The 22169-nt window shown below is 45.2% G+C and carries 16 protein-coding genes and 1 pseudogene; 6 read left to right on the top strand and 11 right to left on the bottom strand.

Annotated features, from left to right (window positions below):
• The first annotated feature begins 785 nt into the window (after positions 1-785).
• The 4 genes from B3V51_RS06625 to guaD all read left to right on the top strand — a co-directional run bounded on the left by B3V51_RS06625 (position 786) and on the right by guaD (position 7704).
• Complete coding sequence (locus tag B3V51_RS06625; RefSeq protein WP_286708143.1) at positions 786-2492, top strand: xanthine dehydrogenase small subunit; 1707 nt, start codon at positions 786-788, stop codon at positions 2490-2492.
• 97 nt (positions 2493-2589) lie between these two features.
• The gene (xdhB, locus tag B3V51_RS06620; protein WP_186474682.1) at positions 2590-5163 is read left to right on the top strand and encodes a xanthine dehydrogenase molybdopterin binding subunit; all 2574 of its coding nucleotides are present in this window, start codon (positions 2590-2592) and stop codon (positions 5161-5163) included.
• On the top strand, positions 5156-6220 hold the full coding sequence (locus B3V51_RS06615) for an XdhC family protein (protein WP_186474681.1): 1065 nt from the start codon (positions 5156-5158) through the stop codon (positions 6218-6220). The genes xdhB and B3V51_RS06615 overlap by 8 nt, the downstream gene beginning before the upstream one ends.
• 86 nt (positions 6221-6306) lie before the next feature.
• Positions 6307-7704: a guanine deaminase gene (gene guaD / locus B3V51_RS06610; protein WP_186474680.1), complete on the top strand. Its 1398-nt coding sequence runs from the start codon at positions 6307-6309 to the stop codon at positions 7702-7704.
• A gap of 143 nt (positions 7705-7847) precedes the next feature.
• Here the strand turns inward: guaD and B3V51_RS06605 are convergent, their stop codons facing one another.
• The 6 genes from B3V51_RS06605 to uraD form a co-directional block, all read right to left on the bottom strand.
• Complete coding sequence (locus B3V51_RS06605; RefSeq protein WP_186474679.1) at positions 7848-8375, bottom strand: ureidoglycolate lyase; 528 nt, start codon at positions 8373-8375, stop codon at positions 7848-7850.
• Entirely contained in the window at positions 8375-9475 is a 1101-nt protein-coding gene (gene alc, locus B3V51_RS06600) for an allantoicase (RefSeq protein WP_186474678.1), read from the bottom strand. Before alc ends, B3V51_RS06605 begins: the two co-directional genes overlap by 1 nt.
• 112 nt (positions 9476-9587) lie before the next feature.
• A complete protein-coding gene (puuE, locus tag B3V51_RS06595; protein ID WP_284719299.1) occupies positions 9588-10568 on the bottom strand; it encodes an allantoinase PuuE in 981 nt (326 codons plus the stop codon).
• An 82-nt stretch (positions 10569-10650) separates the two neighbouring features.
• Positions 10651-11973 carry a urate hydroxylase PuuD gene (locus B3V51_RS06590; RefSeq protein ID WP_212563621.1) on the bottom strand — a complete coding sequence of 441 codons (1323 nt, stop codon included), beginning with the start codon at positions 11971-11973 and terminating at the stop codon, positions 10651-10653.
• 93 nt (positions 11974-12066) lie between these two features.
• The gene (gene uraH / locus B3V51_RS06585; protein ID WP_093069021.1) at positions 12067-12435 is read right to left on the bottom strand and encodes a hydroxyisourate hydrolase; all 369 of its coding nucleotides are present in this window, start codon (positions 12433-12435) and stop codon (positions 12067-12069) included.
• 117 nt (positions 12436-12552) lie between these two features.
• On the bottom strand, positions 12553-13074 hold the full coding sequence (gene uraD / locus B3V51_RS06580; RefSeq protein WP_093069023.1) for a 2-oxo-4-hydroxy-4-carboxy-5-ureidoimidazoline decarboxylase: 522 nt from the start codon (positions 13072-13074) through the stop codon (positions 12553-12555).
• Positions 13075-13542: 468 nt separating this feature from the next.
• Between uraD and B3V51_RS06575 the strand changes: the two genes are divergently transcribed.
• Positions 13543-14208 carry a TetR/AcrR family transcriptional regulator gene (locus B3V51_RS06575; RefSeq protein ID WP_093069025.1) on the top strand — a complete coding sequence of 222 codons (666 nt, stop codon included), beginning with the start codon at positions 13543-13545 and terminating at the stop codon, positions 14206-14208.
• Between the two features lie 106 nt (positions 14209-14314).
• Here the strand turns inward: B3V51_RS06575 and B3V51_RS06570 are convergent.
• The 5 genes and pseudogenes from B3V51_RS06570 to tolQ form a co-directional block, all read right to left on the bottom strand.
• Positions 14315-15721 (bottom strand): annotated as a pseudogene (locus B3V51_RS06570) (nucleobase:cation symporter-2 family protein).
• A 480-nt stretch (positions 15722-16201) separates the two neighbouring features.
• Positions 16202-17494, bottom strand: a complete 1293-nt coding sequence (locus B3V51_RS06565) for a PD40 domain-containing protein (RefSeq protein WP_071001418.1) — start codon at positions 17492-17494, stop codon at positions 16202-16204.
• A gap of 278 nt (positions 17495-17772) precedes the next feature.
• Entirely contained in the window at positions 17773-18798 is a 1026-nt protein-coding gene (locus tag B3V51_RS06560; RefSeq protein ID WP_284719303.1) for a cell envelope integrity protein TolA, read from the bottom strand.
• Between the two features lie 57 nt (positions 18799-18855).
• Positions 18856-19317, bottom strand: coding sequence for a protein TolR (tolR, locus tag B3V51_RS06555; protein ID WP_058025343.1), 462 nt, complete (start codon positions 19315-19317; stop codon positions 18856-18858).
• Positions 19314-20036: a protein TolQ gene (gene tolQ / locus B3V51_RS06550; RefSeq protein WP_058025342.1), complete on the bottom strand. Its 723-nt coding sequence runs from the start codon at positions 20034-20036 to the stop codon at positions 19314-19316. Before tolQ ends, tolR begins: the two co-directional genes overlap by 4 nt.
• A 548-nt stretch (positions 20037-20584) precedes the next feature.
• Between tolQ and B3V51_RS06545 the strand changes: the two genes are divergently transcribed.
• Positions 20585-21880, top strand: a complete 1296-nt coding sequence (locus tag B3V51_RS06545) for an NCS2 family permease (RefSeq protein ID WP_286708142.1) — start codon at positions 20585-20587, stop codon at positions 21878-21880.
• Positions 21881-22169 lie beyond the last annotated feature (289 nt).

Raw genomic sequence — 22169 nt, 5'->3', positions numbered from 1 at the left:
TTATGGAGCAACCAGATTAGTCGGTACAGGCTTAACAGGAATAGGGCTATCAACAAATTGGAAATGTTGACAACCAGTCAGCATTAGCGACGCTATCAGCAGACAAATAGAGGTAAGTGACTTCATAATGGTATCTCAGAGACGATATATTACCCAATAATATATCTTGTATGTCTATCTATCGTTAGAAGCGATGACAGTTAAAAGTAAGGTTTACTTTTAGGTATTATATATAAAAACAGGTCGGTTATATAACCTTAAAAAGGTACAAAGACTTGGCTTTGTTTTTAAAGAAATTATTTATTCAGTCATGACGTAACTTGTCTACTATGCGTTTGTATTAGCTATATCAATGACTAACATGACGAGTCTTAGAAACTATCTCTGCTGTTAGGATTGATAGCGGCTTGAGGGTCAATCATTTAGCAGTATCGACAGATGTTTGAATGGGTTGTGTTATAAATAAGAATAGTGATAATATGTTGAAAGCTGACCAAATAGTCAGGTATATAGCAGTACTAATTTTTGGCAAAAGCTCCTGATAATTACTGCTATTTATGGTCGATTTATTTGCTATAAAAGAGTGTGCGATATCCTACTCATCGACATCCTGCAAATGCGACATAGAATAAATAGTAAGTATATTAAAAACTAAAAACGTACTTGCCGATAAACTTACTTGAGCGGTTGCAGCAAAATATAGATTAAGCGTTTACCTTTCGTACTCAAACCACTAATGCTTCTCAGTCTTATACTCACTTTCATTATTTTAGCCGAGCCTTGCTATGATTAGTTTTTATCTCAATGGAAAATACCATGAGCTAACCCAGCTTAACCCCAATACGACAGTGCTTGAGTATCTACGATTGCATGAAGGCCAAACGGATACGAAGGAAGGCTGCGGCAGTGGTGACTGCGGTGCTTGTACGGTAATGGCTCAACGCCTGCCTAGCACTATCCAGCAAACGCTTAATGATGAAAATGGCAACGAAAAAAATGCTACGCCTCCATTCTATACGATCAACTCCTGTATCACGCTATTGTCGCTGATGGACGGTCATCACCTGATGACAGCGTCCTACTTGGCGGACAATCCTGAGCATCATCCAGAACGTGCTTTGCTGCATCCAGCACAGCAGGCGATGGTTGAGTGTCACGGATCGCAGTGTGGTTTTTGTACCCCTGGGTTTGTCATGTCACTGGCTTGCGTTTACGAAAACAATCGTATGCAGACAAGTTCAGAATCAGCAAGTCAGAGTGATGCTAAGCAGTTGAGCTATGATGAAGTGGTTGCGTCAATATCGGGCAATTTATGTCGCTGTACAGGCTATCGTCCGATTATCGAGGCAGGCCTACTGATGAGTGAAATCGGTCAGAAAAGAGAGGCAGAGCAGTCGGTGATGAAAGACTTGACTATCAGTCTCGCAACAGACGCGATGGGTAGTACAAAGGAATCAGCAGTATCTGCAAATGCGCCAGCTGAAGCCGAGTCGGACAATGTAGAGTCAACAGCTATTGCCCCTGCACTCAATGATGCTGGGCGACGGTTATATATACCCAAGTCACTAGACGAGTTTAATCAAATATTAGCAGCTAATCCGCAGGCGACGATCTGGGCAGGTGGTACGGATTTGGGATTGAGTGTAACCCAGCATTTGGTTGATCACGAGATCATTATTCAGCTCTCAGGTATTGAGGCGCTAAAGTCTTGGGCGCTATCAGATGCAAATAGCAACACATCGACTGACGAACAAACTCAAAGTCAGTCGCTAGTGCTAGGTGCTGGCATGAGCTATCAGCAAATGCTCCCTGTGCTTGAGCAGTATTTTCCACGCTTTGCGCAAGTGTTTGAGCGCATTGCCTCTCCGCAAATTCGTAATATGGGCACCATCGGCGGTAATATCGCCAACGCATCCCCGATTGGTGATTTGCCACCGATTTTATTGGCACTAGATGCGTCAATTCATTTGCGTCATTGCGCGCCTAATCGTGAAGAGTCAGGTAAAGATTTAGATAGTAGTGATTCGGTTTATACGGATGAAATCATACCGTTATCAGCATTTTTCTTAGATTATAAAAAGACCAAGTTGCAAGCAGGCAGTTATATTGTCGCTATTCATATTCCTTTGATGCAAGATCATCAGCATTTATTTATCCATAAGATTAGCAAACGCTACGAAGATGATATCTCAGCGTGCTTGCTTGCGGCGCGGCTTGATGTGTCAGCAGATGGTGCAATTATCGACAATGCAAAGCTTGGGCTCGGTGGCATGGCAGCGATACCACTGCTTGCGGTGCACTGTCAGCAAGCGCTTATTGGTCAAGCTACTGATGTTGCAAGTTTTGAGCAAGCAGCACAGGTGTTATCTGCAGATGTCACACCAATGACGGATGTCAGAGCCAGCCGCGAATATCGCATGCATGTGGTGCAGCGTCTACTGGTGAAGTGCGGTAAACAATTAGTAGCAGAGATGCAGGCTGAGAGCGCTTGACTGTCAGCGTAATTGAGTATCAATACTGCGTCATGAGTGTATTTGTCAGAAATAAAAAAGCGCATCAGTAAATGCGTACTAATAGAAGAGATTTGCTATGAGCCATCATTCGTCTTTATTTGACAGTTATAGTATCCGCCGCGTGCGTCCGCCAAAAAACAAGATTGGCACGTCAGCCAAACACGACAGTGCGATTACCCATGTGATGGGTACGGCAACTTATGTGGATGATATTACCAAACCACAAGGCACGCTACATCTGGCAGTGGGTAAAAGCAGCCATGCTCATGCACGTATATTGAGTATGGATTTGAGTGCTGTCAGAGAGGCTGATGAGGTCGTTGATGTTTTAAGTTTTAAAGATTTACCGGCGCAGACAGATATCGGTGCCGTGTTTGATGGTGAGCCACTGATGGTGAATGACATTACAGAGTATGTCGGTCAGACGCTATTTGTGGTGGTGGCGACCAGCCATCGCGCTGCCAAAAAAGCCGCCACCAAGGCAGTAGTAGAATATGAGCCATTGCCAGCGGTACTTAGTATTGATAAAGCGCTAGAGCAAGAGTTATTTGTGCGTCCGAGTCATTTTATGAAGCGTGGTGATGCGGCAACGGCGCTTGAGAGTGCACCGATTCGTATTGAAGGTCATATTCATATGCGCGGGCAAGAGCACTTTTATCTCGAAGGGCAAGTGTCGTATGTGGTGCCTTGTGATGATGGCGGACTAGAAGTGTACACGTCGTCGCAGCATCCAAGTGAAGTGCAGCAGCTCGTCGCCGAAGTGACGGATTTGCCCTTCCATGCGGTAAACACAGTCGTACGCCGTATGGGTGGTGGTTTTGGTGGTAAAGAAACGCAAGCCGCGGCATGGGCGTGTCTGTGCGGTATCGTTGCCAAGCGCCATAACGCTCCTGTCAGTATGCGTCTAGATCGTCAGGATGATATGGTCGTGACGGGTAAACGTCATGAGTTTGCCAATCGTTATGAGGTTGGCTTAGATAAGTCTGGGCGTATATTGGGCGTCGATATGCAATTGGCTGGTCTGTGCGGTTATGCGCCAGACCTATCTGATGCCATCGTCGATAGAGCGATGTTCCACTGTGATAATGCCTATTACTATCCAGCGGCTCGTGTGGCGGGTCATCGCTGTAAGACGCATACCGTATCCAATACGGCCTATCGAGGATTTGGTGGTCCACAAGGGCTAATGACCGCTGAATATATGATGGACCATATTGCCTATACCTTGGGGCAAGATCCGCTGCAAGTGCGCTTAGCAAACTTATATCAAGATGGTCAAAGCACCCATTACGGTCAGACCATTGAGCATTTCGATTTAGCAAACATCATGACCAAACTGGCAGCGGATTGCGATTACGACAAGCGCCGTCAGCAAATTATAGAATTCAATCAAAAAGCCGCCGCTGAAGGTAGTGACAAGCGTTTGGGTCTTGCGTTAACACCCGTAAAATTTGGTATTTCATTTACGGTGCAGACGCTCAATCAGGCGGGCGCGCTGGTACACGTTTATACCGATGGCAGCATCCATCTCAACCACGGTGGTACGGAGATGGGGCAGGGTTTATATATTAAAATCGCCCAAATTGTCGCCAATGAGTTCGATGTGGATCTAGATACAGTAAAAGTATCAGCGACACGTACGGATAAAGTACCTAATACCTCACCAACTGCCGCGTCATCAGGTACTGATATTAACGGTAAAGCGGCGCAAAATGCCTGTCTAAGCATCAAAGCGCGCATTGTTGAATTTGCAGCTGAGCATTTTGAGGTGGCACAAGAAGAGATACGCTTTGAACAAAACCATGTCTATATCGGCGATAAAGAGACACTAACCTTTGCTGAAATGATTCAGCTGTCGTATCAAAACCGCATCAGCCTATCGTCTACTGGCTACTATAAAACGCCGAAGATATTTTATGATCGCTCCAAAGCATGGGGACGTCCGTTTTTCTACTTTGCGCTAGGTGCAGCTTGTGCTGAGGTTGAGATTGATACACTGACAGGGGAATATAAGGTACTGCGCTGTGATGTATTGCACGATGCAGGGCAATCGATCAATCCTGCCATTGACATCGGTCAGATTGAGGGCGGTTTTGTGCAAGGTATGGGCTGGCTCACAGCAGAAGAGCTGATCTGGAATGATAAAGGAAAGCTTGCATCCGATAGTCCTGCCAATTATAAAATTCCAACGGCGCATGACTTGCCTAAGCAGTGGAATGTGAAACTATACGATCGCAAAAACGAAGAACAAACTATCTATAATTCTAAAGCCGTTGGTGAGCCGCCGTTTATGTTGGCAGCTAGTGTCTGGTGCGCTCTCAATAACGCGGTGGCTAGCCTTGGTAATTATCAAAAAAATCCAGAATTGACCATGCCTGCGACCCCAGAAGCCGTATTAAAAGCAGTTATGCGTATGGAAGGTTCGTCTTGGGATCTAGAGATCAAGGCGGACAAGGATACGATGGATAGCCTTATTAAAGGTATAGAAGAAAAGGGCGATCTCTATAACGACAAAGTCATGCCGCAAGATGTGCGTCATGCCAAAGATATCGATCCAAAAGAGGTAGCCGGCAAACAGACCGATGAGCAGCCAGAGGCGATAGAGCACCCAAATGTTGCAGGGGCAAGAGGTCCTGCGCACAGTGAGTGAGTCATTGGTTCCACCAGTTATCTGGTATGAAGGTCTAGCGCGATATCAGCAGCGCGGCATGGCTCATGTGTTGGCAACGGTCGTGGCTGTGAATGGCTCGGCCCCGCGTGCACTACAGGCAAAGATGATTATCACGCAGGATGGTATCGTAGATACGCTGGGCGGCGGTGGTCTAGAGCACGATGTGATTACTACTGCTCGTCAGCTATTAAGTGGCGAGATATCCACCACGGTATCCAAACAAGTCAAACCAAAAGTTTCTGAAGCTAATGAGACAAGCGCGTCAGCTACTTCTAAAGCAGTACGCCGAGACGCGGTTTATACTAAGCATTACCCGTTGGGTGCGAAATTGGCCCAATGCTGCGGTGGTAGCGTCACTGTTATGTTCGAATGCTTTAATGTGACGCCGCCGATGTCAGTACTGGTATTTGGAGCAGGTCATGTAGCCTCAGCACTTATGACCATCCTTGCTGAATTGCCATGTCAGGTAGATTGGGTAGACAGTCGCCCAGAGATGTTTGAGCGTTACTTAAGTAATAAGCCAAATACTGATAAAGCACATCAGACAGACTGTAACCGCCACACTTCAATATCACATAACAATGCTGAAGCACGACCATTAGAATCAAACAAAACAGCATTAACCCAACCAACCTCTTATAAGCTACCAGTGCATATCCGTCCGCATATCGATGACGATCCTGTCGATTTTGTGCGTCCATTTATCGAGCAGGGTGGTCAGCGTTTTATTTTGGTTATGACGCATGACCATAGTGTGGATTTTGAGCTGGTGCGAGCAGCATTAGATACTGTTTCTGATATCTGCTCAGCTGATAGTAAGCGCTCAGATATCTCATTACCTTATATTGGCTGTATTGCCTCATCCACCAAAGCCAAGCGTTTTAGAGACCGTTTGATTCAGCGTGGCTATAGTGAGCAACTAGTCAATCAGCTCACCATGCCAATCGGATTACCAATTGGTGGTAAAGAGCCGATGGCGGTGGCCGTGTCTATCGTAGCGCAGCTCTTACAACGTTATCATCAGGTTGCTCTTTGAAGGGACTAATTACTTCATGAAACCGTGTCATTTTTCATTAAATAATTAAAACGCTCAGTACTACTACGCCATTGTGAGACTACCAAATGACCCTACATATTTATCAAGCTCGACTGCTACATTATCTGACTGAAAACGATCGTACTGAGCGTGCAACTTCTGATCTTTCACAAGCGTTAGATATTGATCAGAATGCAACGTTATTACCAGTAATTGCAGGCGTGCGCATTTATCCTGAATATATTGCTGACGGTGCATTAGTGGTTGATGATGTGACAAGATGCGTGGTCGAATACGGTCATAGTGAGACCATACTGCCAAAGTACGCCAATGCAGAGGGCAAGCCAGCAATTAAAGTGCACGACTATCGCGACAAACTCATCATGCCGGGTTTTATCGATACGCATGTGCACTATCCGCAGGTAGATATGATTGCCGCTTATGGTGAGCAACTGCTCGACTGGCTCAATAATTATACCTTTGTGACGGAAGCCAACTTTGGTGATCCAAAAATAGCGCATGATACCGCGCAGTTTTTTTTGAACCAACTACTTGCCAATGGCACGACCAGTGCGATGGTTTTTGCGACCAGTCATCCGTTATCTGCCGAGGCGTTTTTTGCCGAAAGCCATAGGCTCAATACGCGTATGATCACGGGTAATGTCTTGATGGACCAAAATGCGCCTGAGCCGCTATGTGTGCCTGCTGAGCAAAGTATCCGTGACACTCAAAACATCATTGATAATTGGCATGAGCGCGGGCGTCAGCATGTGGCCATTACCCCGCGCTTTGCGATTACGTCGAGCCCTACACAATTACGTCTGGCAGGTGAATTGTATGCCAGCCATGACAGTGTGTATTTGCAAACGCATCTGGCAGAAAACCGTGATGAGGTGGCTTTTGTGCAGGAGCTGTATCCCAATCATAAAGGCTACCTCGACGTCTATGATGATATGGGATTACTGGGCCGCCGTACCACCTTGGCACATGGTATCTATCTTGAGACACTAGAATACGAGCGTCTACGCGCGACTGGTACGCAAATATCACATTGTCCAACGTCCAATCTGTTTTTGGGTAGTGGGCTGTTCGATTTACCCAAGACGTTAAGTTATACCGGTGTTAGTATCGCCACTGATGTTGGAGCAGGCACGAGCTTGTCGATGCTCACGACGTTATCAGAGGCGTACAAAGTCCAGCAACTACAAAGTAATCAATTATCAGCACACCAAGGGTTGTATCAGATCACTTTGGGCAATGCACAGTCGCTACTATTAGATGATAAGATTGGTAACTTTATGCCCAATAAAGAAGCGGACTTTGTCGTGATTGATATGAAGGCCACAGCACTGTTAGAGCGACGTATGGCGCAGACCAAAACCCTTGAAGAGCAGTTATTTGTGCTGATGATGCTGGGTGATGATAGAGTGATTGAGCAGACGATAATTGCCGGTCAGAGCCGCTATCGAAAATCTACGGCCTGATGAACTGGCGAAAAACATGAGTCACAAAAAAGCCCCATTTATATATCATAAACGGGGCTTTGATTGCTCTGTATCTTTTGTTCTGTGCTTTTTTGTCTGTGCTTATGAGATAGCTTGGCGGCTTTTTTCCTAACTGGCATTTTCTAACTGACGTCTTCTAACTCAATAAGCACATCCCAGTCCGTAATGTCTATCTCATGGCAGTTGTTACCTTCGCCATTGATACGATCAATCACCAAAAAGTCACTGTCGCGTCCAAGCGCCAATAAGGGATGATGCCAGACGTTGGCAGCATACTGTACGCCTTGATGCGACTTGGCATAAAACACGGCCAGATCATCAGGCGACTGCGGCGGCGTGCCTGCTTTGGCAACGACGACGACATAGTCCTGACCTTCCATCGAGACAAATGCTTGCGTGCCAAACGGATGATACTCCATGACGGACAGCGCAATCGGATTCTCACGTTTTTTGGCTCGAAAGATACTCATACCGACAGTGCCACCCTCAAGCTGACTTGCAGCAAGCGCATGATGGCGAACCGCATAGCCATTATTGATCTCGTAAGTGTTGTCAGCGGTTTGCTCCTCCTCACTATAGCGCTCGATAACCGAGCCGTAAGGGGCAAAGTCGGCTTTGGTCAGAGGCTGAGCCGTTAGGATGACGCTCATTATTTAGTACCCGCCTGATCTGCCACCTTGCCAAACACGCGCACGCGGCTGATACCACCATCGGGGAAGATATTGACGCGAATGTGCGTGATAGGCTGGTCTATCAGGAGCTTGTCGTTACCAAAGGTATGGACATCATCCGCATTGGTTTTCTGAGGCTCAAGCAACGTATCCCAAAACATACTTTGAGTGACCAAGGTTTGCTCTGGGGTATTTGGCGAGTAGACGGCTTGAATGGATACTTTATTAGGGTAGTTGCCTTTAAAATGAGCGGTATCGATTTCGATAGAATCCACGATACCTGCTTGCCCTAAGGCAATAATGCACCAGTCATTGCCTGGCTCACGGCGGCGACGCGTCTCCCAGCCATCCCCCATATTGGGCGCTTTGGTCGGTAACAGTAAGTTGCTAGCTTCACCGAAATGTGCGTCGTTACTGGCGATTGCACGACCGCCATTTAACGCGCCTGCCAAGTCGAGCATTTCACCTTGATTGTTTAGGCTGGCATCAAGTTGGATATCACCATAGACACGCAGTCGAGCCACGCCGCCATCTGGGTAAATATTCAAACGGATATGTGTGACCGTTTGCTCGTTATCAGTTTCGATAAACTCATGGTGATTGCCCTGTAGTGGGGTCATGCCAACAAGGGGCTGCCAGTTTTTACTGTCCCAGTCTTTTTTACTGAGACTAGTAAGCTCAGTTTCATCTTGCTGTAGTAGCTCTGGCGCGTATAAGCTATCGACACTGGCAGAAGAGGGGAAGTTACCCGTAAAATGACTGGTATCGATATCGAGACCTGCGATTTTGGTCGGACGCGCCAGCTGAATGACTAAATAATCATAGCCCAAATGACGCTTACGGCGCGTCTCCCAGCCGTCCATCCATTTACCGTTATCGTCGAATTTACCTACAATAAAGATAGGCGCATCAGGGTTTAGAATACGGCTTTTATCCGCAAAAAAATCATCGGTCGCAAATAGCGCTTTGGCACCCAAGCGACTGTCAGCCACGTTAGATTTTTTAGTAAAGGCTGGCAGGCTCTCAGGCAGATTATTTGCTGAGATGATTTGTCCCACTTCTGAGGTGTTTTGACTCATTATGATTCCTTTTGCTTAATATTAGGTTTAATTGATCGAGTGCCGCTTGTTTTATTTATTCGACACACTGCGGCTTACTTGACAGCCGTGGTAGTGGCTGTCGTGGCAAAAGCTACATCCAGTTGGCTGTGTTGTCTGGTGTTGCTGGATGGTTGTCGTACCAGTGCTTCGCTATCTCATCACGGCGGCATATCCACACGTCAGGCTTATTGGTGATGTATTGCAAAAATTGCTTTAATGCCTTGATACGTCCTGCCCGTCCGATAATACGGCAATGCAAACCGATGGTCAGCATTTTTGGGGTTTCTGCGCCTTCTTCATAAAGGGTGTCAAAGCTGTCTTTGAGGTATTGATAAAATGGCTCGGCGTGAGTAAACCCTGGACTCGAAGAAAAGCGCATGTCATTGGTCTCTAAGCTATAAGGGATGACCAAATGCGGCTTGCGTGTGATTAGATCGCCATCTTGGGCTTTGACATTGAGCCAGTAAGGCAGCTCATCGCCATAGGAGTCAGAGTCATAGTGATAGCCACCTTGTTCGACCACCAGCTCACGTGTGTTTGGGCTATCGCGTCCCGTATACCAGCCGAGTGGCTGTTTGCCGAGCATGCGCTCAAATATGTTGGTTGCACGGCGAATGTGCTCACGTTCCGTCTCGCGGTACATATATTGATAAGTGATCCAGCGTAGACCGTGACTGGCAATCTCATGACCGTCTTCTAATACGCGCTCGATAATATGCGGGGTTTTTTCGGCAGCGGCAGCACAAGTAAAAGTGGTGATAGGAGCGCCGTACTCTTTAAACACATCCAACACCCGCCACACACCAACACGGCTGCCGTATTCAAATGCAGACTCAATAGACTGGTGACGGTTGTTAAACTCGGGCGTACCCAAAATATCCGACAAAAAGCGCTCGGACTGTCCATCGCCATGGATGACGCTATTTTCTGCCCCTTCTTCGATATTCAAGACAAACTGTACGGCGATTTTTGCACCGCCTGGCCAATTGGCTTTTGGTGGCTTGCCACCGTAGCCTTTTAGGTCGCGTGGGTATGTATTTTGATCAAAATCACTGATGATTTTTTTGCTCATTGTTTATGTTCCTATATCTCGTAGAGCCTTAAATATTTAATTGAATATTGCTCGCCAAGGAAAGTTTTCTATTGATAACAAACTAAAGGGATGATGCGTATGCGACAAGCTGCTGACGTTCTGTATCTGTTAACTGAGTGATATTACCAAGTGGCATATAGCCAGTTTGTACCGCAGTGACGATTTTTGCTTTGTGTGTTTTTAGATCTTCTGGTGTTTGCAAAATGATACCTGCTGGCGGTGCGGCAAAGCCTTGCTGTGTGGGCTGCACTGCATGACAAGTGCTACAGCGTGTATGTACAACATCCATCATAGCGTCATCTACTGATGCGCTCACTGGTACGGCTTCAGCAGCAGTGGCGGCATTATTGCTAACACTGCTATTATTAACGTTATCAGTATTAGTAGTCGCGCTTGTAGCTGTTGGGGTGCTATTAGTTGTCGTAGGTGTTACTGCGGCAGTAGCGGGCATTGCAGGCGCTGGATCAATTGGTTCAGGTCGCATCCAAATAATCAATAATACCGTCAGTATGGCTGGGATAACCAAGTAGCGTGGTTTTTTATGCCCCAAATGTTTTTGGTTAAAATAATGACGTGCCGTTGCAGTGATAACGCCGACGAAGACCAATACCAACCAACCTTTTTCATGAGCATACATCATCGGATAGTGGTTGCTAATCATGGTAAAGATGAGTGGCAGGGTAAAGTAGTTATTCATCAGTGAGCGGTTTTTGGCTTGCAGTGCCAATTCAGCGACTTCTTTGCCCGGTTTTTCGCCGCGCCGCACACAGTCTACGAGTGCGCGCTGCGCTGGCATAATACCGAAGAATACGTTACCGACCATCACCGTGCCCAAAATCGCCCCGATATGGATGAACGAGGCGCGATCACTAAACAGCTGATAAGAACCCCAACTCGCGATAACCAACAAGATAAAAATCAGGGTACTAAAGATAAAGGCGTTTTTGCCCAAATGACTGCGCACAATGACTTCGTAAATAAAGTAACTACCAAATAAAAACAGCAAGCTTGTCGCAATGGCACCGATACTGGTAAAAGGCACTTTGCTTGGATCGATCAGATAGGCAGTTGCATTGGCATAATAGACGATAGACATCATCGCCGCGCCCGTCAGCCAAGTCGTGTAAGCTTCCCACTTAAACCAATGTAGCGTTTTTGGCATCTCCTCTGGTTCGAGCTTGTATTTGGCAATCTCATAAAACCCGCCGCCATGGACGGCCCACAGATCACCTGAGATGCCTTTGTCTGCTTTCCACTGTGGCGGCTTGCGTAGGCTCAGATCCAGCCACACAAAATAAAACGATGCACCAATCCATGCCACCCCTGCGATAACATGAAACCAGCGAAAAAATAAACTCAACCATTCGAGAAGATAGGCGCCCATGCGGTAAGTGTCCTTTAATATGACAATGTCTAAATAAAATGGCTATGAGCGGATAACGATTTTCGCTCACAGTTTTTTGATAATAAGGGTCAGTTATGATCCGCGGTAGGTACTATAACCATGCGCACTCAGAAGTAATGGCACGTGATAGTGGCTTGCGTCTTTTATCACAAAGTCGATGACTACCTGCGGATAGAATGCCGTCAGCTGCTGGGCATCAAAATATGCCTGAGTATCAAACGTCACGGTATAGCGCCCCGTATCTAGCTGACGCTCAGTGTCATCAATGCTTGACTCAAACTGCCAAGCATCTGGTGTCACGCGGCCATCGTGATTGGTCGTCCCATGCGCAAGCAGTATCGTGTCTCCGCTGTCTGGTACGCGGTGTAGGCGGACGGCGATATCAGCAGCAGGCGTGCCCAAATGAGTGTCTAAGATATGTGACGATAAGGTGGCAGACATAAGGCTTCCTTTGTATTTAGTAAAGACGTAAATAGAGTAATGATGCTAGCGTATTTGATAAGTAGAACGTCGGACAAACATCGATAGTAATAATGTGGTTTGATAGCTGTTGATCATCTAAGCATTACCTAATAGTTTGCTTAGACGTAAACGTGTGATTTTATTTTGCTCTGCGGCGGCATTGGCCAGCTCTGTGGCACGGTCGTTTGGCAGGCGCGCCAAGAGCAAATCGAGCATTTGCTGTGCGCTTTTGCCGGTTGCAAAGACAATAAAAATGAAACCAAATTTATCAAGATAATCTTGATTGCCTTTAGCGAGCGCTTCGAGTACATCGTCTGCCGCATCGTTAGCGCCAGACTGCTCATGTGCGGCGCTATCTTGTGTATTGCGATATTTCTCTTTTAAAGAAGCCACATTACCGATTTGTGGATGTCCATCAAATGCTTCTAGCAAGTTGGCCTCATTGGTTTGTACCTCATCCCAGATAGCGTCGCTATTCGCTAAGAGCGCATCGAAATCTGCAAAAGGACGCGCATTGGCAATTTTATTTGCCCAAACGCTACTGGTACAGCAGATTAAAAGCTGAGCAATAGCTACTTCCTGAGACAAATTATTAAATTGCGCTAAGGTTAAGCTCATGGTGATATCCTTTTTGTTGATATGACAGCCCATTATGTGGACTGGATAACTATTGTTTAATAAAGGTTTATACATGGTGGTTTTTTGCTTAGACTTAGCGATAGCAATCGATGTTTTTATGGTTCATTTTTTAGTTTTTCGACGTTTGCATTGTTATTTAAGCAAACCCACAGTGCGTATTTAAGTTGCTAGCTTTCTAATCATGATAAATTGACGATACAGAACGTATTTTTTGAGGAAATACTAATAGTTGAGCCGCAAAATGACATGGCAGTATAGTTTTGGTCGTAATACGTGTGATTTATAATTACCATTCTGCTAAAACCTGACTAATTGGTCAACTGTTTTATGAGAATTTTTTTATTTGGTGGCTCATGCTGCGAAAATCTGTGCATTGATATATAAAAACATTCAAAAATATAGCGACTATTTTGTCGAACCAGCCACTTGGAGTGAGATACCATTGTTATGACTCAAAATAATCAGAAAGAGGATATCCTGACTACTGATGCGCCATCGCATCGTAGTCAACAAGTTACGCGCGCGCACAATCAAGCGTTGATACTGGCAGCCGCTGAAGAGGAGTTCGTGCTCCAAAGCTATCGCGGCGCTACAATGCAAGGCATCGCTGATCGAGCAGGACTGCCTAAAGCCAACGTCCACTATTATTTTAAAAACAAAAAAAACCTATATATGGCGGTGCTACGCTCGATTATTGAAGAATGGAATGACGGCTTGGTGACGATGACAGTGGACAGCGATCCAAAAACCGTCATTGAAAAGTTTGTCCGTACCAAGCTGCATCAAGCTTTTGTCAATCCGAGTCGTCATAAGTTGTTTGCCATTGAAGTCATCGGCGGTGCGCCTCACTTGCACGAATTTATGTCAACAACGATGAAAGATTGGGTAAATGATAAAGCGCAAGTCATGAAAGAGTGGCATAAGCAAGGCAAGATTGGGATTACAGATCCCTTGCAACTACTAATTTTGATATGGGCGACGACCCAGCGTTACGCTGAATTTGAGATTGAAATTGTCGGCCTGATGGACAAAACAGCTTATGACGCAGAAGATGAAGCGCGCGCAGCAGATTTTCTAGTGCCTTTTATTTTACGAGGCTGTGGACTTGAATGATTATATACAGTTAAGTCATTGTGATTAAGCGATCATAGCGGACGAGGTGCACAAACAAATTTTATGGCACCTCGTTTTACTTTTAGACAGGGCTAAACATTCAAATTTATGCCACTTTTTGCGCTGTTTTTAAGCCATCTTCGGCATGTTGTTCAGCCGTATCAAATTCTACACCGTAGTTTTTTGGTAGGATCATATCAAGCGTGATTGCCACAATACCGGACATCGTCACCGCTGAGCCAAAGATGTTTTGGAAAAATTGCGGCGTCTGTGAGAGTACGTCAGGAACGAATGCAATACCCGTTGCTAATCCTAGTGACGTGGCGATAATCAAGACATTACGATGGGTAAAATCCACGGTGGATAGTATACGAATACCCGCAGTTGCGACAGTGGCAAACATCAGTAGCGTGACCCCGCCTACGACAGGCTTGGGCAGCTGCGTGAAAATCGCACCGAGGATAGGAAATAGACCCATCAGTCACAAGATACCGCCAACATAAAAACCAACATAGCGACTGGCAATACCTGTCATTTGAATCACGCCGTTATTTTGGCTAAAGGTTGTCACAGGAAAAGTGTTGAATACAGCCGCAATCAGAGAGTTGACACCATCACCCAACACACCACCTTTGATGCGCTTCTCATAGAGCGGGCCTTTGATCGGTTCGCCTGAAATCATCGAGGTAGCGGTCAAGTCGCCTGAGGTCTCAATACTGGTAATGATGTACATAAAGGCAATGGGAATAAATGCCTGCCAATCAAAACCAAAACCATATTTGAAGGGAATGGGAACGGTGAAAAAATCCGCTTTAGACACCAATGAAAAATCAATGCGCCCCATAAATACGGCAGCGAGCAAGCCTAACATCAGACCGATAAAGATAGCACTTGAGCGAATAACCTTATTGTTAATAATGCTAATGAGCACCACACTGACGAGTACGCCACCACCTAAGAGTAGGTTTGGAATACTACCGAAATCCTCAGCACCAAACCCACCTGCCAAATCAGTGAGACCTACCTTTGTTAGGGACAAACCAATCGTGACAATCACACAGCCAGTAACAATAGGGCTCATAAATGATTTGAGTTTGGTGATAAATTGACTCAAAAATATCTCAACAAATGCACCGAGAAACGACACACCAAAGATAACGGATAAAATCTCTTCAGGACTACCACCGCGGTTTTTTACTACAAATCCTGCGGTCAATACTGCCGCCAAAAAACCAAAACTGGTGCCTTGTAATGCCATAAGGCCAGAGCCGATGGGCCCTACTTTTCGCGTTTGAATAAAAGTCGCGACTCCAGATACGATTAAGGACATGCTTAGCAGATAGGGGATATGTTCCCCTAAACCTAAAGTGCCACCGATGATTAGTGAAGGGGTAATAATACCAACGAAAGCAGCAAGTACGTGCTGTATGGCACCTAAGAATGCTTTGATAGGGTTGGGGCGGTCGTGCAGTCTATATAATAAATCAGTATTTGCTGGAACGTTTTCACTCATGGTGGTTTCCTCCTAGAATAACTGCTTAGCACCCAATTAGCTGTATATATCAGACAACGTAACAAATCATTAGATAAAAATTAAAACCCAATCCTTGACCTGTTTTTTATCGATTCAAATAATAGGGGTAAGTTCCCGACCTTAAAATAGACAACAGTAATAGTTTATATTTGTTGGCCAATATCTAAATAACCTGACCAATTAGTCAGACCTATTTAGGATATAGGTAAAATGAAAGTTAATGCAATGTTTTTTTTGGTACTAACCGGTTTACGGGTTTATTACTAACAATAAGGAAGAAAAATGAGTTCGAATGAAGGGTACCTAAGAAGAGTGCATAAGACGGCGGGCAGGTTTTACTAAGTAGGTTTTATCACTTTTCTTCTAGCAGCTTATGACACAAAAAAGCCTTAATCATATTCATTATGATTAAGGCTTTTTGTATGAGTAAATTCTAACGTTGTGATTCAGTTGCCTAAATTACTTTGGACTTGATGACCATACGGGTGAGCGGATGATGCCTTGTCCTGATTTGCCGAACGCTTCGCCACCATTCAATGATTTAATCGTTAGTACACCTTTGCCGCCTTGGGTTGACGCATAGACCACGCGCTTGCCATTGGGTGAGAAGCTTGGGGCTTCATCGATACCCGTATTACCAAGGTTGGTCGTCACCGCACCATTGCTATTCATAATCGCGGCTGAGCGTCCACTTAAAAAGGCGATTTGTGTTCCGTCGCTGCTAAACTGCGGACTGGTTGCATAGCCACCATTAGATACTTTGGTGGTGCGTCCCGAGCCAAACTCATAACGATAGACTTGTGGTTTATTGAATCCAGCTTTGTCACTGACAAATACAAATGACTTGCCATCAGGAGCGTAGCTTGGCTGCACCTCACTGCTTGGCAAATTAGTGAGGCGTCTAGGCGTACCGCCGCTTGCGCTTATCTCATAGATATCGGCGCTACCCTCAAAACTACTAGAAAATAGGATTTTGCTGCCATCAGGGGAGAATGACGGACTCAAGTTACTACCAGAAAAAGGCGTTAGCACACTGGCGCCGCCGCCGCTGACGTTTTGAATGTAGATGACGGGATATGATTTTTCACGTTGTACCGAGTAGGCAATGCGATTGCCGTCAGGTGACCATGCTGGTGAGAAGATAGACCCAGCTACCTCAGTGATGGTTTTGGCGTTTTCACCATCAGCATCCATCACTTTTAGACGAGAGACTTTTTGTTTGCCAGTGCCTGTTTCTTCTATATAAGCAATACGCCCTGAGAAATCCCCTGGAATGCCCGTAATCAGCTCATAGACTTTATCTGCGATGACGTGACCGGCGTAGCGCATGCTTTCTCTGTTATTGTCAGCGGTTAGGCTTTGCTTGCCTTCTATCACGCGACCAGATTTGACATCGATGACCTCATAATCGGTGACGATTTTGCCGCGATTGGTACGAGTGCTGCCGACGACCAAATAAGGTATTCCCATACTTTGCCATACTGGCAGTGTGCCTGCCAGCTCGCTACTGCTGCGTGGCTGCTGCGGTAGGTTTTGGCTGGTGACTTTTAGTTCTGTATTATTCAAATCATTTAAAATAATAGGGGACAAAACAGAATCGCCTGCGAATGGTACAAACGCGACTTGGTTTTGTTGGACAGGAATCTCATAGTCCAATTCTAATACGACAGGGGCTGCGAGCACGTTTTGCGAGATAAGTAATGCTGAACTACCCGCAAGTAAAGAGGCTAGTAGTTTTTTATGAGTATACATGGGTCAATGGCGCTCCTAAAATTAATATGATAGTCATTTTTATAGTCGATGAGGCAAGTATAGATAAGTCAATTTAAAAATGACACAACGAGATTAAAGGCTATTTTTCGCAGCCTCTGGAGACGAAGTCACAGCAAGCAAGGAAAATAGTATTTAATCGAGTGTGTTTGTGATGCTATATCAGTTTTATTTGGGCTTTACTATATTTAGATGAAAAAACGAAGCGATAAAAGCCGCTTAACATCACGTTATCAATAATACAAGACGCTAGCAACTGATTAATTGCTACCTTTAAACTGTATAGTAAAGGTAGGATATTTTGGGTCATCAGCATCGATTGGTAGGCTACCTGTGTTGAGCACTGCTTGTCTGGCAGCTTCATTGACGACGCTATCAGGACCAGATGCGGTGACATTGACCACGTCACCATTGGCATTAACGGTGATGGTTAAGGTGGCACGCTGGGTAGAGCCTTTCGCTGCGGTAGGCGGCGTATAGTTGCGCTTGATTAGATTGATGATTTCACTATTGCTGGCACCGCGACTACCACTTGAGGCAGAGCGACTACTACCTTTAGAAGTACTAGAGGTTAAGGTGTCGCCGGAGATGGTTGATTGACCATCTGAGAGACTAAAGGTTCGGCCTGCATTGCCAGAGCCATCGGTATCAATCTGTATATTACGATCGTTAGCCGTGGGGCGTCTGATCTTGGGTGGGTTGTTTTGCTTTTGACGAAAATCTCCAAGCCTTTTTTGATCTTCGATCATCTGCTCTCTTTTGTCTTGCTCTACTTGATCAAGCTCCTCTATCGCGGATTCGTCTAGCTGCGCTGCCCACTCAGCCATTCTGCGCTCATATTCTTGGTTTTGCTCGCGCAGGCGTTGATGTTGCTCTTCACTCATAAGCATAGGCTGACTGGCAGGCTCGTCAGATCGCGTAAACACAGGGACACGCTGGGAGTTCGGCTGGCTTGGATTTTGAGCGCTTGAGCTACTACTACTTGAGGTTTCTTGTTGAGCGCTACTGGCTGAGTCGCTGGTGCTGCTGTCCATTTGCATGGCGCTGGCTGCTGCACGATTGGCCAATATCTGTCCTTGCATTTCAGCGAGCTGCTCAGGAGTTACCATGACCGTCTCGATGCTACCAGCAGTCTCAACCTCAGTGGACTGATAGTTATAAATCAGTATGCCGATTATAAGACCATGTGCTAGCAAACTGAGTAACGTAGGCAGTGTTAGCCCATTGCCTTCAGGTTCGGTGGGGACATAGACGGCAGGCGCATTATGCATGATATGGATACTCATGAACGTGGTTTATCGGATTGGCTGCTATGATGTGACATACCTATATAGAAGGTATAGCTATTGGAGTGATGGCGTCGGTAAAGGCGCACCAGTCAATAACCCTACTTTTTCAATACCTGCCTGCTGCAAAGTTGCCATGAGCGTCATGATAGCGCCATATTGGTTATTTTGATCAGCATTAATCATCACTTGCAATGGCTCAGTGTTGGTATTACCGCTCTGAGACTGTAAGTTGGATAAAGTGTTAATTAGCTCAGGCTCACTAATAGGCAAGTCGATATTATTTTCATAACTGATAAAAATCTCGCCCTTGTCAGTCAATGAGACAATGACGGGCAACTGGCTCTGACTCATGGTATTGGTTTGCTCTTTTGGCAAATCAACATCGACACCTGTAATGAGCATGGGTGCGGTCACCATAAATATCACCAATAGCACCAGCATAACGTCGATGTAGGGAACGACATTCATCTCTGCATTCAGCGCTTTTTTCTCACGGCGATAGGGGTTTGGTTTCATAGCCCATTCACCTGAGTGGCACTCACTTGCGTCTCTCTAGCAACGGGGATTTGCACACTGGTCTCGCGCTGTAGCATGCCTGTCATCTCGTCACAGAATAGTGCTCGTGAATCATAAAGACGGCTAGATTTTGCCGTAAAATGATTGTATGCCAATACAGCAGGAATAGCGGCAAACAAGCCCATGGCTGTCGCAATCAGCGCCTCAGCAATACCAGGCGCGACAGAGGCTAGGGTGGCTTGCTCGGTTTGCGACAGTCCCAAAAACGCGTTCATGATGCCCCAAACGGTTCCAAACAGTCCAATGTAAGGAGCCACCGAGCCGATACTCGCTAGCGTCGTCAGCCCTGACTCGAGTAATTGCTGCTGACGGCCCAAGCCGACGCGCAGTTTACGTTCAACACCGTCGATGATGTCATCTTTAGGTTGACGCTTTTTATGCATTCTCAGGTACTCTGAAAATCCCACATAAAAAATCTGCTCAAGTCCTTGGCGATCAGGTGAGCCTTGTACGCCTTGATACAGCTTTGCTAAATCTTCGCCTGACCAAAACCAAGTCTCAAATTGTTGATCAAAGTTTTTGGCTGTACCGAGCCGCGCACTCATACGGAAAATAATGACCCAACTGAACAAAGAGGCTAATAGCAATAACGCCATCACAATCTGTACCAATAGACTGGCTTGGGTAATAAGATCAATAATATTTAATGATTCAGGCATGTAATGGACTCACGGATAATTGACAACAGCTGGTTTAAATAAAGACATCCAAACCAAACGAACCCTAAAAATAATAAGCATACTTTATCGTTGAATCTTAAGCGCAGTAAAGATCTCGGCAATCGGGTTTAGTAAGAGACTATTTGAGACCACGCTCAACCACTGAGACATCAACATAATAACCTGTTAGTTTACTTCTAAATAAAAGAAACGTCATTATTAATGTGTTAACCAGACAAAAAGTACGATACATCAAATATTTTAACAATATAGTGGCAACACGCCCTACTAGTATACATAAATGATTTGAGCTAGAGACTATAAGAAAATTCAAATTTGTATAGACTTTTTATCGTTATAAAAGTGGTGTTTTTAATTGCTTTTTATACGAGTTAGACATTATCAGCGATTGAGTTTGTAAGACAACTCGTCTAATATGTTACGCTTTGTTACTACATTATTCTTACTGCGGCATCGCCATTTTGCTGAGGTCATGTTTAGTTTTAGGTAGTGGTGATTTTTTATTAGCCAGTTGGGGGCGAACACTTATGAATGCAATTGAACGCTATTTTGGGATTAATGGTGACAATACCACGATCAAAACAGAAATCGTCGCTGGTATAACCACGTTTTTGACGATGGCTTATATTGTCTTTGTTAACCCTAATGTCTTAGCCGATGCAGGTATGGACAAAGGGGCCGTATTTGTCGCAACCTGTGTGGCTGCAGCAGTCGGTTGTTTCATCATGGGTATCTATGCCCGACTACCAGTGGCATTAGCGCCAGGCATGGGACTTAATGCTTTCTTCACCTATGGCGTGGTCTTAGGTATGGGGTATGCATGGCAAACCGCGCTGGGTGCAGTGTTTTTGTCAGGTTGTATCTTTGTTCTATTAAGCCTCTTTAAGATTCGTGAGGCAATCATCAATGCGATTCCAAACTCTCTCAAAAACGGCGTAGTCGCTGGTATTGGTGCATTCTTGGCTTTTATTGCTTTGCAGAGTGCAGGTATCATCGTCAATCATGATGCGACCTTGGTTGCTCTTGGTGATATGACTTCATTTGGTCCTGTATTGGCATCTCTAGGTTTTGTCGTCATTATTGGTCTGTCTTATAAAAGAGTCCCAGGTGCGGTAACCATTGGTATTTTGCTGGTTGCTCTGATTAGTTTGCTAATGGGCTATACACAGTTTACCGGTATCATATCTGCACCGCCTTCTATCGCGCCGACACTGATGCAGCTCGATATCGCTGGCGCATTTGATGTGGGTATGATCAGTGTGATCTTCGCTTTCTTATTTGTGGACTTATTTGATACTGCAGGTACGCTAATTGCAACCACTAGCCAAGCCAAGTTGACTGACAAAGATGGCAATATTCCTAATATGGGCAAGGCGCTATTAGCAGACTCAACAGCGACAGTTGCAGGCTCTTTACTTGGTACGTCATCGACAACCAGTTATATCGAAAGTATCTCTGGTATTGCCTCAGGTGGCCGTACAGGATTGATGGCAGTCACTGTTGGTGTGTTATTTTTACTAAGCATTTTCTTTTCTCCATTAGCCGGTATGATCCCAGCCTACGCGACGGCCGGTGCCATATTTTATGTTGCCGTACTGATGATGGGCACCCTAAAAGACATCGACTGGAGCGACTTAACAGAAGCAGCGCCTGTTGTAGTTGTATTGCTGTTCACGCCGCTGACATACTCTATCGCTGATGGCATCGCACTTGGTTTTATCACCTTTACCGCGGTCAAAGCGATCTCTGGTAAGTTTGCTGATATCAGCATTGCTGTATGGCTTTTGACTCTTGTGCTATTGGTTAAAATTATCTTCTTATAAGGCGTATCGCGCTAGGTATGAGACCTAACCATACAACCCTCTTTATCACTTGATGGTAAAGAGGGTTTTTATTATTTGGAGATGGTACTTAGCTTACTAGTGAGCCCAAAATTGGTACGATTAAAACTCAAAATTTTGGTAATAATTAATCGGTAATAGTAAACTAAAAAATATAACCAAAGCGTCATGACTGAAAAATTGCTTGTAAATATTTGTTTTTTAAAGACAAATTTATTTTTAAAAATAAAAAAAAGCGTTAGTTTGAATTTTTTTTTCATGATATTATAGC

Source organism: Psychrobacter sp. UBA2514, assembly GCF_002341255.1.
Classification (GTDB): domain Bacteria; phylum Pseudomonadota; class Gammaproteobacteria; order Pseudomonadales; family Moraxellaceae; genus Psychrobacter; species Psychrobacter pacificensis.
The sequence above is the reverse complement of the archived record's forward strand: the minus strand, read 5'-3'. Positions and strand labels throughout refer to the sequence as shown.

What these genes read in the sequence shown, in the direction of transcription:
- B3V51_RS06625 (WP_286708143.1), top strand. Translation starts at nt 786, where the DNA reads ATGATTAGTTTTTATCTCAATGGAAAATACCATGAGCTAACCCAGCTT.
- xdhB (WP_186474682.1), top strand. Translation starts at nt 2,590, where the DNA reads ATGAGCCATCATTCGTCTTTATTTGACAGTTATAGTATCCGCCGCGTG.
- guaD (WP_186474680.1), top strand. Translation starts at nt 6,307, where the DNA reads ATGACCCTACATATTTATCAAGCTCGACTGCTACATTATCTGACTGAA.
- B3V51_RS06605 (WP_186474679.1), bottom strand. Translation starts at nt 8,375, where the DNA reads ATGAGCGTCATCCTAACGGCTCAGCCTCTGACCAAAGCCGACTTTGCC.
- alc (WP_186474678.1), bottom strand. Translation starts at nt 9,475, where the DNA reads ATGAGTCAAAACACCTCAGAAGTGGGACAAATCATCTCAGCAAATAAT.
- puuE (WP_284719299.1), bottom strand. Translation starts at nt 10,568, where the DNA reads ATGAGCAAAAAAATCATCAGTGATTTTGATCAAAATACATACCCACGC.
- B3V51_RS06590 (WP_212563621.1), bottom strand. Translation starts at nt 11,973, where the DNA reads ATGGGCGCCTATCTTCTCGAATGGTTGAGTTTATTTTTTCGCTGGTTT.
- uraH (WP_093069021.1), bottom strand. Translation starts at nt 12,435, where the DNA reads ATGTCTGCCACCTTATCGTCACATATCTTAGACACTCATTTGGGCACG.
- uraD (WP_093069023.1), bottom strand. Translation starts at nt 13,074, where the DNA reads ATGAGCTTAACCTTAGCGCAATTTAATAATTTGTCTCAGGAAGTAGCT.
- B3V51_RS06575 (WP_093069025.1), top strand. Translation starts at nt 13,543, where the DNA reads ATGACTCAAAATAATCAGAAAGAGGATATCCTGACTACTGATGCGCCA.
- B3V51_RS06565 (WP_071001418.1), bottom strand. Translation starts at nt 17,494, where the DNA reads ATGTATACTCATAAAAAACTACTAGCCTCTTTACTTGCGGGTAGTTCA.
- B3V51_RS06560 (WP_284719303.1), bottom strand. Translation starts at nt 18,798, where the DNA reads ATGAGTATCCATATCATGCATAATGCGCCTGCCGTCTATGTCCCCACC.
- tolR (WP_058025343.1), bottom strand. Translation starts at nt 19,317, where the DNA reads ATGAAACCAAACCCCTATCGCCGTGAGAAAAAAGCGCTGAATGCAGAG.
- tolQ (WP_058025342.1), bottom strand. Translation starts at nt 20,036, where the DNA reads ATGCCTGAATCATTAAATATTATTGATCTTATTACCCAAGCCAGTCTA.
- B3V51_RS06545 (WP_286708142.1), top strand. Translation starts at nt 20,585, where the DNA reads ATGAATGCAATTGAACGCTATTTTGGGATTAATGGTGACAATACCACG.